The organism is Elizabethkingia sp. YR214 (assembly GCF_003058195.1).
Classification (GTDB): Bacteria; Bacteroidota; Bacteroidia; order Flavobacteriales; family Weeksellaceae; genus Elizabethkingia.
Genome location: NZ_QBUH01000005.1, coordinates 64,898 through 76,790, shown reverse-complemented (window position 1 = coordinate 76,790; position 11,893 = coordinate 64,898). Strand labels below are relative to the sequence as shown.

General features: G+C 33.6%; 11 protein-coding genes. 6 read left to right on the top strand and 5 right to left on the bottom strand.

Features of this window, described 5'->3' with window-relative positions; all coding sequences use genetic code 11:
* Nucleotides 1–7: 7 nt before the first annotated feature.
* The 6 genes from C8J95_RS11090 to C8J95_RS11065 all read left to right on the top strand — a co-directional run bounded on the left by C8J95_RS11090 (nt 8) and on the right by C8J95_RS11065 (nt 7,565).
* The gene (locus C8J95_RS11090) at nt 8–940 is read left to right on the top strand and encodes a hypothetical protein (RefSeq protein WP_107808693.1); all 933 of its coding nucleotides are present in this window, start codon (nt 8–10) and stop codon (nt 938–940) included.
* Between the two features lie 294 nt (nt 941–1,234).
* Nucleotides 1,235–2,296 carry a linear amide C-N hydrolase gene (locus tag C8J95_RS11085; protein WP_107808401.1) on the top strand — a complete coding sequence of 354 codons (1,062 nt, stop codon included), beginning with the start codon at nt 1,235–1,237 and terminating at the stop codon, nt 2,294–2,296.
* A gap of 110 nt (nt 2,297–2,406) precedes the next feature.
* On the top strand, nt 2,407–3,234 hold the full coding sequence (locus tag C8J95_RS11080; RefSeq protein ID WP_255412784.1) for a hypothetical protein: 828 nt from the start codon (nt 2,407–2,409) through the stop codon (nt 3,232–3,234).
* Between the two features lie 224 nt (nt 3,235–3,458).
* Nucleotides 3,459–5,039, top strand: coding sequence for a hypothetical protein (locus C8J95_RS11075; RefSeq protein WP_146165453.1), 1,581 nt, complete (start codon nt 3,459–3,461; stop codon nt 5,037–5,039).
* Between the two features lie 526 nt (nt 5,040–5,565).
* Nucleotides 5,566–5,769, top strand: a complete 204-nt coding sequence (locus C8J95_RS11070; RefSeq protein WP_107808398.1) for a hypothetical protein — start codon at nt 5,566–5,568, stop codon at nt 5,767–5,769.
* A gap of 29 nt (nt 5,770–5,798) precedes the next feature.
* On the top strand, nt 5,799–7,565 hold the full coding sequence (locus tag C8J95_RS11065; RefSeq protein ID WP_255412783.1) for a fimbrillin family protein: 1,767 nt from the start codon (nt 5,799–5,801) through the stop codon (nt 7,563–7,565).
* A 158-nt stretch (nt 7,566–7,723) separates the two neighbouring features.
* Here C8J95_RS11065 and C8J95_RS11060 read toward each other — a convergent pair whose 3' ends face one another.
* The 5 genes from C8J95_RS11060 to C8J95_RS11040 all read right to left on the bottom strand — a co-directional run bounded on the left by C8J95_RS11060 (nt 7,724) and on the right by C8J95_RS11040 (nt 11,713).
* Nucleotides 7,724–8,068 (bottom strand): DUF4377 domain-containing protein, encoded by a 345-nt coding sequence (locus C8J95_RS11060; RefSeq protein ID WP_107808397.1) that lies wholly within the window; start codon nt 8,066–8,068, stop codon nt 7,724–7,726.
* A gap of 136 nt (nt 8,069–8,204) precedes the next feature.
* Nucleotides 8,205–9,449, bottom strand: coding sequence for a beta-ketoacyl-ACP synthase II (gene fabF / locus C8J95_RS11055; RefSeq protein WP_107808396.1), 1,245 nt, complete (start codon nt 9,447–9,449; stop codon nt 8,205–8,207).
* Between the two features lie 2 nt (nt 9,450–9,451).
* Nucleotides 9,452–10,003 (bottom strand): TetR/AcrR family transcriptional regulator, encoded by a 552-nt coding sequence (locus C8J95_RS11050; RefSeq protein ID WP_107808395.1) that lies wholly within the window; start codon nt 10,001–10,003, stop codon nt 9,452–9,454.
* 174 nt (nt 10,004–10,177) lie between these two features.
* Entirely contained in the window at nt 10,178–10,840 is a 663-nt protein-coding gene (locus C8J95_RS11045; protein WP_107808394.1) for a WG repeat-containing protein, read from the bottom strand.
* A gap of 42 nt (nt 10,841–10,882) precedes the next feature.
* Nucleotides 10,883–11,713, bottom strand: coding sequence for a glycoside hydrolase family 16 protein (locus C8J95_RS11040; protein ID WP_107808393.1), 831 nt, complete (start codon nt 11,711–11,713; stop codon nt 10,883–10,885).
* Between the last annotated feature and the right edge of the window lie 180 nt (nt 11,714–11,893).

Genomic DNA, 11,893 nt, shown 5'->3' with positions numbered 1-11,893 from the left:
CAAAACTATGAATGATAACGCAACAGAAATTCTTGGAAGCTTATACAAAGATGTAAAATATTATGATCAGCGTATTAATTATCATGCTGATATTTTCATTGGAGGGTGTAATTATGAAGTCCTTATAAATGATTTTCCAGTAGATTCTCATTTCGGCGCTGGAGATGGAGCTATGAATACAAGTATCCCAATCAATACTGCTATTTTACATAAGGGAGAGCAAACGTGGAAGATTCGTGTTTACCCTGTTCATGATAATAAAGAAGTGAATGGAGGTACAGCCATGATTGCGAGACCTGTTATTCAGGATGGAGCAAGAGTTGAAATTAAGATTGAGGGAGTTCGCTTTAAAGAGAATGGAAGTGTGGAAAAAAGCTTTGGTCAAGTTGTAGCTTTTAAGGCTCCAACAAAAAAAGATGATAAGACAGGCAAGAATATTTTTGCAGATGCAGATAAACCCTATGTAGAATATTCCGGAACATTTAATACAGAGACTCCATATTCTTTAACAGGATGGGAGAAAAGTGAAGATCTAACAAAAGTTGATAGTACTGTTCTTCAAAAGCAGTTATTAAAAGAATATCAGAAATTCCATCAATGGATTCAGAATAAGGATCTTAATGATATTGCAAATGCTACTTTAGCCGAGAAGAAAGAATATGCACAATCTCTTTTTTTTGATAAAAAAGACAATGATAACATGGTCAACAGTTTTATGAAAGGCTGGGGGCAGAAAGGATTAACGATGTATCCTATCGAAAATTATAAAATTAAATTTTATGGTGATGGGAAGCTTGTAACCCTTCAAAGGGCAGATCATATTGGAGATCCTGTACTGGCGGGCTGGTATATGAACGAGAATAATTCAAGAAAACTAAAGACATTCACGTTATATTTCCATATTCCAAAAGGAAAAAAGGAACTGGAAGTTATTAGATAAATGAGTTTAAATTCATTATTACAAAAGCCCACAATATTGTGGGCTTTTGTAATATATATGCAGTACTGATGTGTTTTTATTTAATAATTGCGATTAACTATTTGTAAAAGCATTATTATTTATAAATATAGAATGAATATAATTAAATTGTGAGCTGTATTGAATAGTTTTGAACTCTATTTTAATGATTATGATTCTATTTATTATTAATTATTTATATAGTTATTACCAAAATAATAGGGTATTTTGAGAATTTTTTTCTATTTTTAAGGTAATTATTAAATCCATAATCATATGAGAAAAAAATATTCATTTAAACAAAAATTGTTGTTTATTTTGGCCTTTGCAGTAGCTCCACTTGGAAGCTTTTTGGACGCATGTACGAGAGTAGTATACAAAGGACCTGAAAATAATGTAATCACTGCCAGATCAATGGACTGGAAGGATGAAATAGATGCTAATTTATGGGCTTTTCCTCGTGGCATGCAGCGGGATGGAAATGTTGGTGCTAACTCTATAAAGTGGACTTCAAAATATGGCAGTGTTATTACAAGTGCCTGGGATATAGCGACTACTGATGGTATTAATGAAAAAGGGCTTGTTGCAAATGTATTATGGCTGGTAGAAAGCCAGTATCCTAAGTTTAACCCAAAAGGAAAATCCAAAGGTGTAACTATTGCTGCATGGGCACAATATGTACTGGATAACTTTGCAACGGTAAAAGAAGCTGTAAATGAGCTGAATAAAGAGAAGTTTGTTATTGTTTCTGATTTTATTCCGGGAACACAGAAATTCACGACTTTACATTTATCGATTTCTGATGCTACAGGGGATAATGCTATTTTTGAGTATATCAATGGTAAATTAGTGATTCATCATAGCCCTTCTTACACGGTAATGACTAATTCGCCAGAGTTTGATAAACAATTAGCAATTAATCAGTACTGGCAGGGAATCCCCGGAACTGTTATGCTGCCGGGAACCAACCGTGCTGCAGATCGTTTTGTGAGAGCTTCTTATTATATCAATGCTATTCCTCAAACTGCAGATGTGCGTACTTCTGTTGCCAGCGTATTTAGCGTAATCAGAAACTGTTCAGTGCCTTTTGGTATTTCTTCAGAGACTGAACCTAATATTTCTTCTACAAGATGGAGATCTGTTGCAGATCATAAAAACCTGATATACTATTTTGAAACAGTGAAAACACCTAATACATTCTGGGTAGATCTTAAAAAATTGGATTTTAGTAAGAACGCTCAGGTAAAGAAGCTAAGTGTCAGTAAAAATGAATCTTATGCCGGAGAGACATCACAGCAGTTTGTCGCGGCTAAGCCTTTTACATTTATCGGAATATAAATTGTTAATCAATAAAAGAGGCTGGTTATGAAAATGATCAGCTTCTTTTTTATAAATGTTTTATGAAGATCTATTCTCTTTTTTTTACGGTTCTTCTAAGCTCTTTATGTATGGCTCAAAAAACCTTTTCCTTTAAGGAAAAAATACACCTTAAAGAAGTACAGAATCATTATATGTCTTATGAAGAAGGACAAATGCTCCGTTATATTGGGAAAAATGAAAAAATTCAGGTAAATACCAGGACGTATAAATGGGATCAGAATGATATGAAAAACTATTTTTATCAGACAGATTCTGTTGTAGATTATAAAAAGTCCAGAGTTATTAATACTTCTGATTTTAATTTCAAGTCCTCTAAACTTTATGGTGATATACTAATGGAGGGTGATAAATTATTTTTCTATCCTCAGCTCGAGAAAAAAGAAGATCAATCTTATGATCAATTTATTAAGGACAATATTTTCTTTTTTCATATTCCTGAAAGATCTTCTGTAGATGTGCATTATAGTAGCTGGCATTTTGGAATGCTGACACTACCCCTTAAAGTTTATTTTAAATCCCGTTCAGATTCTATTAAAAATAATGTTGTTTTGGATACAAATATCAATGTAATGTTTGGTAAAAAGTGGGGAATTAAAAGATATTATAATGCACCAGGAACAAAAGATGACAGGATATCTACTAAAAGCTGGTCTGCAAATATTATTCTTGGAATTTCAAAAGTAGAGTTGGATAAGTTTAATACAACACCTTCTATCGGAAATGTTAAAACAAATGTAACTAATTTTAGTTATGGATTGGCAGTTGGATATCAGCTTAATAAATTCGGCTTTTTTGTCGCTACAGGAATAGATACACCACTAACGGCTACAGGAAAAATATGGAATTTTTGCAATCAGCCTTGGATCGGTTTAGGAATTGGATTAGGGTTTTGGTAAAGTCTTATTAAATATACATTAGTTTAATTCCAGATTTTAATATATTTTAGAAATTTTAAAGCGCATAAATATGCCGGATATACTCTGCTTATCTATGCGTTTTGTTTATTGGTATAACTAAAAAAGAGTTTATCAGTTCATAGATAATATTCGATTTTTCCATTTTTATTTAAAACTTATATTTGTGACCTAAAATAGCTGATGTCAATAAAAATAAAGTTAATATGAAGCATATTTATTTTTGTTTATGTTTCTTTTTTAGTATTTATATAATAGGTGGGGAGCGGAGGAGTTATTACTATTCTCGTTTTGTATATACTCTAAATATTTCAGAATTATTTACATCCCTCTTTAGCAATGAATCTTCATCATACACCAAAATAATTGAGGCTGATAAACTATTGCAATTGTCTGATGCTTATTTTTATAAGGATACTTCTAAATCAATAATGTATGCCCAAAAAGCTAGACTAATAGCAGAAGGAATAGGTGACTCTAAAAGAAAGGCTGAATCTTATTATTATATTGCAAGAGGGCTTATTTTCCTTCGACAATTAGAAGAAGGTTATTTGTATATAGAAAAAGGGATGAATGAGGAGATTGTAGAGAAAGATATTTTCTATAAAGCTTTGTTTCTAAACTTAAAGGCTATATATCAGGGTAAAATTTCACTATCTGAAAAACAACTGGAGGGTAGCCTGAAAGCATTAGATTTAATCTATTCAGAAAATGATATAAATTCGAGGTTATTATGCTCTCAGCTATATATGATGATAGCAGATGCTTATACTGAAATGAATAATGATCAGAAAGCACATTTTTATGCCGATCAATCTATCAGATCAATCGAGAAGATTCCTGAACAAGAATATTTAAAAGCTCAAAAAATATATTACTGTAAAGCCTATATTTATTTTTATAAAGCCTGGCTATATCTTAAGGAAAATAAGCCTGATCTCGCTTTTCCTTTTATTCAAAAAGCATATAATGGAGCATTAAGAGAAGAACAAGGTTATATGGCTCCTTTTCTGGAGATATATGGTGATTACTATCAACAGACTAAAAATTATTCTAAAGCAACCGATTATTATTTACAGACAATAAATAATAAAAAACAATTTGGACAAACTTCTGAGTATGTCCAGTCAAAAGTTGCTGCTGTTTATAATATGCTTGGGAAATATGACAAGGAAAGTTTTTATTTGAAGAAATCTTCCGATATGTTAAAATTAAATATTGAGAAAGATAAAGTACATTTACAAAGAGAGTTACAAAATATTCAACAAGATTACAACAAGGAAAAAAGTAAGGATAAAATACAAAATGCTATAATATTGGTATTTATAATATTGGGATATGTATTTGTACTGTTATTATTCTTGTTTAAATACCGCAAAATTAAAGAGAAGAAAAGAAGGGTTTCTGAGGAAAAAGAAAAGTTGCTAATACATAAAAGAAGTATTATAGCTGAAAAAGAAAACATTATAGAGACGCTCCGATTACAACAAGAAGGAAATCAATTTTCGGAACTGATAGAAATGGCTAAAGAAAACTCTCCACAATTTTGGTTTCGCTTTCAGGAGTTATACCCTGAAATGTATGGGAAAATGATAAAAATTAATCCAAATATAAAAGTACCTGAGCTTACCTTTTGTGCTTATTTATATCTTGGTTTTTCAACTAAAGATATTGCAGAATATACATTTGTAACAGTTCGTGCAGTAGAAACAAGGAAGAGCCGATTACGAGAAAAATACACTATCCCTTCCGGTATAGATTTTTATAACTGGATAAGAGAACTGTAAGATTAATCCGCGTAAAGTAAATTTAGGCGGATTTTTTTAATGTTATAGTTTATTATTAACTCTATAGAAAATCTGAGCGTTTTGTTTTTATTGAGTTTTATAATAAGATAACTTCCACAAGATTTTTATATCAATTAGAAAATTATTTCATAGCCTCTACCAGAAAGTAGAGGCTATTTTTTTTGTTCCAATTATTTTTATGTATGTACCATTCAATTCTTTTATAGATTATGAAAATGTTATTTAATGTATTGATTTATAGCTGTTTGTATTTTATGTAGTAGTATTGTAGTAATGGCAAATTTGTAAGGAGATTTGTTATTATATAATCTTTGCAGCATTAAAGAACATGCTTTATATCAGAGCATAGATTTTCTCCCAAAACACAAATCTTTTTAAAACTTTTTCGAAAAATTATCATCATTTGTTTTGTGAAAACCATGTGTGGTTTTGAGCGGATATAATATTTATCCGCTTTTAAAACAAATGATTTGTAATAGAACAAACAATATGAAATACAATAGTTATGATGAAAAACAACAAAAAAACTCTATGCAAAAAAGAATATGTGCCTCCGGTTGTGGAGGTACTGTTATTAGAAATTGAAGAAGGATTTGCAGCTGGTTCTCCAGTACAGCCTGGTGGCGGAAGCGGCGTATCTGAAGTAGATTGGGTTGATGGTGGTACGGAAGTAAAAGATCCTGACGGAAGTGGAGAATGGTGGAAATAAAAAATGAATTAATCTATAAACAAATAAAGATGTATAAAAATATAAATGTGAAAATAAAATATACGTTAGCTATAGCTAGTATTTTCTTTATTGCGAACTCCTGTCGTAGTACCGATACCGACAGTAATTTATCCGGTAGTAATTTAAGTGGAGTTAGCTTCAATTTGACTGAAAGTGATTTTGATGAAAGTGATATTTTGGCATCTCAAGCTTCGCTTAAAACAAAAGTAGCTGCACCAGAAATTCTTCGACAGGAAAGTACCTCTGGCCCATTTAATATCACCGCCGAGCTGTCACCGAATATTCCATCTACAAAATTTTTAGCTCAGTCTTCTGCCAATCAGGGGGCTATAGCGGTTAACAAACCTCTGTCTCTTAGGGGAGGAGTAAAGTATAGAATTATAGCTTATCAGGCAGATGGGACCTATATAGATCAGGCTACAGGAGATGCAAGTCAGGCAAATCAGGTTTTCTTTGCAGATAAACTTACTAAAGGGCAAACTTATAATTTTGTTATTTACTCGTTAGGAAATACCGTAAGCAATCCGCCAGTTATCCCAACAGTTAATCTTAATTCAGATCCCTCCTATAGTTTCACATTTCTGGGCAGTTACCTTACAAATACAGCAGATTTGATGTGGGCAGTAGAGCGAAATGTGAAAATTCTGGGAACTCCAGGAGATTCCACACAGCCAACACCATTAACCACACCATTAAGGCATATATTTACCCGTGTCAATATTTCAGTGGATAATAGTGATGCTGTAGGATCTCAAAAAGGAGGTTATCTATCAGAAAATACTGTGAACGCCACAATAAAATCGTCTCAGTTATATGCTGCATCTATTTTTAACTTTAATACCGGAACAATAACAGGAGGTTCAGTGTATTCCTCTGGTATTGCTGCTAATGGTATCAATGCTACTGATCAGAGTTATATTGTAAATACTTCTGGAATGCTTAATTCTACTATAACCATATCAGTACCGGCAGGTGCTATTAAAGTAGGGAATGATGTAAACCCGGTTCCTGTTACTTTTAGTTTTTCAAATGCAGGGGGAGGTTTAAAGCCAGGATATTCTTATACGCTGAAACTAAGGTTTAACAGCGATCGCTATGTTAATTCTAGTAATATTACCCGAAATACTGGTGATTCAGATGCTTTGTATGCTATAATAGGCGGTTACAGATGGGATAGATATAACCTTGGGGTTACAAATCTAAATCCTGCATCCAGTAATCCAGACCAAAATCCATCTATACAGGCATTGTATGGTAATTTTTATCAATGGGGATATAAAACCGTAGCAACAACTTCTTATAGTGGAGACGGGGCTATTAGTGGATGGAACACAACACCGGCTTTAGATAAAGCATGGAATAGTGGTACTGAAACGAATCCTGTTAAAACTTTAGCAGACCCGTGTGATTCCGGATCTCGTATACCTACACTGACTGAATTTAATACACTAACAAATAATACGCTCCATACATCTATAGGTAATTGGACTAGCTTTAGTGGTTCTTCAACCGGATTATCTGATTATACTGCAGCGCATGTTATGACAAGTAAAAAAAATAGAGATGTGAAATTAACATTTCCGGCTGCTGGATGGAGATCATTAAGTGGTGGAAATCAAGTGGACAGGCAAGCTGGGGGCATATATTGGTCTAGTACTGATATACAAAATACTAGTCAGGCCAGATATATCCGTTTATTTGTTAATGGATCTTGGGATACAACAGGTTATGGTAGAACCGCAGGGGAAAGCTTACGCTGTATACAAGATAAATAGAAAAGAATTATCTATTACTTGAAATTTTATTATTCATTTGTGTGTAAAAACAAATAGTTTTTGCAGGCAATTCTTCCCATAGAGTTGTCTGCTTTTATTTTTACGGGCAATCAATTTTGATTGCCCGTTTTTCTAAAAATAATAATCTATAGTTAGATTTATTTTTTTGTTTTTGAAATGACTCCAATCAGCTTATAATCAATATTACTTCCATCCATTGGAGGGTTTACAAGATAAGTTTTTAATAATCGAATTTGGTATTCATAACCTTCCTCATATTGAAAACCACTTATACCAGCGATAGTTGACCATTCATTCGAACCTGTTTCTTTAATTTTTATTCCGTGTACAGTGTCACCAAAAACATTTTTATATTCAATATATGTTGGCCATACATTAGCGGTTATTTCTATCGTCCGGTCATTATTATCACTTCTATTGCAGCTTATAAATAGAGTGAAAAGGAAAGCTCCTGTTAAAAGAAGATAAAAGAATTTTTTCATGTTCTATATTTTAGTAAAATTGTTGCATAAGAAAGTAGATCTAGAATCTAATATCAATTACTAATGCAAATAAAATAAAAATAGACTGAAAATAATCATTTTATATCACTTATTTGTGATAAATTATTCAATAGTTTTATTCTACATATTTTTTAAAGATACTTGTGGCGATGTGGCCGCCAAAACCAAATGTATTGTTCATAGCATAGATGACTTCTTTGTTTTTCTTTTTACCGAGTGTAAAGTCAAATACGTCTTTGTATTCAGGTTCCGGTTCCAGAGTATTAATTGTTGGTGGAATAATATTTTCGCTCACAGCTTTAATACAGGTAATAGCTTCAACGGCACCCGCTGCGCCCAGTAAATGTCCGGTCATAGATTTTGTTGCACTAATATTCAGCTTATTTTCTCTCCCAAATACCCTTTCTGCAGCCCTAAGTTCACTAAGATCCCCTTGTGGAGTAGAGGTAGCATGAACATTTAAGTAATCAATATCGTGTGGTTGAATACCAGCATCTTCCAAAGCGGCAAGCATTCCAAGATAAGCTCCTTCTCCGTCCGGGTGGGTACCGGTGATGTGATAGGCATCTGCAGCCATTCCGCCACCTACAATTTCAGCAATAATATTGGCGCCTCTTTGCTTTGCACTTTCCAGCTCTTCCAGAATTACAGCACCTGCACCTTCACCGATTACAAAACCATCCCGGTTTACATCAAATGGCCTTGATGCTGCCTGAGGATTTTCGTTGTTTGTGGAGAGCGCTTTAGCGGAGTTAAATCCTCCGACAGAACTTTCTGTTATTGCAGCCTCGGAACCCCCGGTAATAATCATATCGGCTTTGTTCCATTTGATGTAATTGTAGGCATCAATAATAGCCGTATTAGAAGTTGCGCAGGCAGATACTGTAGTGAAGTTTACACCACGTAATCCATATTTTATTGAGATAACCCCAGAGGCAATATCTACAATCATCTTGGGTATAAAGAACGGACTGAATCTTGGAGTTCCGTCCCCTGATATATATTCTGTCATTTGCTGCTGGAACGTTTCAATACCTCCGTTTCCGGATCCCCATATTACGCCAATACGGTTTCTGTTCATTTTCTCAAAATCAATATTTCCGGTTTTTACAGCTTCCTCTACAGCAACCAATGCATACTGAGTAAAAAGATCATATTTACGGGCCTCAGCCTTTTCGATAAAATCCAGAGGATTAAAGTTCTTAAGTTCGCAGCCGAATTTAGTTTTAAACCTTGAAGTATCGAATCTGGTAATAGGGGCTGCACCGCTTTTACCTGCTGTTAATGATGCCCAAAAGTCATTTATATTATTTCCTATCGGAGTCACTGCACCGATACCTGTTACAACTACTCGTCTCATAGTTATGATATTAAATCGTTTATAATCGTATTTTTTATTTCCTGAAAATTCTGATGGTAGGTTATTCTCGAAAGATGTTCAGCTCCCAGAATATTGGTGATAATCATCAATGCTTTTGTATGATGATCCATATTATAGTTAAAGAAGCCTTCCTTTTTACCATCTTTTAAAGTGTCTGTAAGCCAGTTAAGTGTATTATCTGTTAATATTTTTAGCTCAGCCTGAACTTCTGGCTCGAATGAATAATAATCATTGGATAATGATCCCAGAATACTGATGCGCCCTTCAGATTTTGCAACCGCGTAAACAGATAAAAATTGTTTAAGTTTTTGAAGTGGATTTTCATTCGCTATTTTGCGCTTAAACTTTTCTAAAAGAATATGGTGCTTCTGAATAATGGCAATAACCAATGTTGTTTTGGTTGTGAAATGATAATGTATCGAGGCATTTTTAATACCCAATTCCTTTGATATATCACCAAAACTAAAGGCATTATAACCTTTTTTTCGGATGAGGTTATCACCTAACAAAATTATTTTTTCACGTGTATTCATAATGCAAATATACTTACCTACTAGTAAGTAGGCAAATTTTTATTAAAAATATTCAAAGTTTAATGATTTGTATTTCTGAAAGTTATTGCCGAAATGAAGAAACAAATGAATATAAAAAGGGCACTAAATATAGAGTTAGTGCCCTTTTATAATATTTGAGGAATATTTAAAATTCTAGTATTTCTTTATAACCTGTCCTTTTTTATCGAGTAATACTTTTTTATTTTGGAGGGTTATAGCTTGTCTTTTACCCTTTTCTAAGAGAACTATTTCTTTAAATTTCTGTCCGGATTTATTGATATAACCTGACTCGGTTATATTTCCGCCCCAGTTCCAGTGAACATCAGTTAGAGAGCCTCCCTTTCGGGCAATCTGCGAGGCTGTTTTTCCATTGTCATAAACTCTTTCTCCGCCTATGAAATATTCAGCTAATCCATCCTTAAAAGGGGTTGCAAAATCAAACTGAGCCATAATGATCTTCTCCCCGTTAAGATTGGCAAAACCAACTTTCTTTCCATCAGTAAATCTGAATAAACCTTCTTCTACATAGTCTGGGCCGTTATCATAAATATAAGGTCTTAAAATTCTACCTCCCTTCCTATCTATTCCTATCCATCCTTCTTTTGAGTCTAATACAATTGCCATTTTGCAAAGCTCATCAGAGTAAGTAGAGATAAAACTAGCGGGTATTTTAATTACATTATTTTGGGTTTTATAGCCGTATAATTCTGTTCCTGAAACCGAATCTGAGAATACTTTATAACATTCATCTTTCTTTTGAGCTGAGAATAGCGCTGTAAATAATGGAAGTATAAGAAAAGAGAAACGAATATTCATGCGGGTACAGTACATTATGACGAAATATATAGAATTTACAGATTACTTGCTGCCTTTAGGTGATTTTTCAAAACTATAAAATCTTACCCGGTCAATTTCCATTTCAACAGGCAACTCTTTAGGGTCTACTTTGCCAACCCAGGAGCCTCCGAGCTGCATATCCAGCAATAGATAGTATTTGTGATCTGTAAAAGGGAATTGCCCTTCTTTATCTGTTTTTATGCGGGGATAAGAAAATGTTTTGTGACCGTTAATAAAGAAGACAAGGCTGTCACTGTGGAGTTCTACAGCATAGGTATTGAAAGAATCTGGTTTTATTTTTCCGGTACTTCCGTGTTTCGGATTGTCTTTTATATTAAGCTTGTGTGTATAGTAACTGTGAACAGTTTGGTAGGCAATACTATCATGATTTAGTCTTTCCATAATATCGACCTCGCCACCCCCAGGCCATTTGCCATTCTGAGCCAGTAGCCAGAAGGCTGGCCAGGCACCTTTTGCAGCATTTAACTTAGCTCTCACTTCCCAGCGTCCTAGCCCAAAGGAAACTTTATCTTTTGTATAAATACCGCCTGTAAGAAATTTTGCAGTATCCTGAGATAGACTGGTATTATTAATCCCGCGGAGTATTAGTTTTCCGTTCTTCATATCATAGCATTCATCATTATTACTCATATGTCTGTCCCAGTCAGAAGTTCCTCTGGGAATCTTACTCCAGTATTTGACATTGAATGCTTTTTTATCGTTAAAATTATCCTGCCAGACAAGTTTTCCCTTATGGTACTGATTATTGACAGAGCATGAATTTATAAAGAGGAACAGAGGGGAGAGCAGAAATATACGGAGCATATTTCGGGTTAAAAGTTGATTTTTCATGGTAGGTTATAATTAGTTTTGTTTTATGAATATAAAGATAGAAAATGCCAGGCAGAATGGTGTAAATAAAAATATCCATTAATTTATAGTGATTTTATAGGACTAAAGAAGATCAAAAATATTCTCGATAAACTATATTCATATATAAATACAATTTGTTATCATTGTATTTACGATATC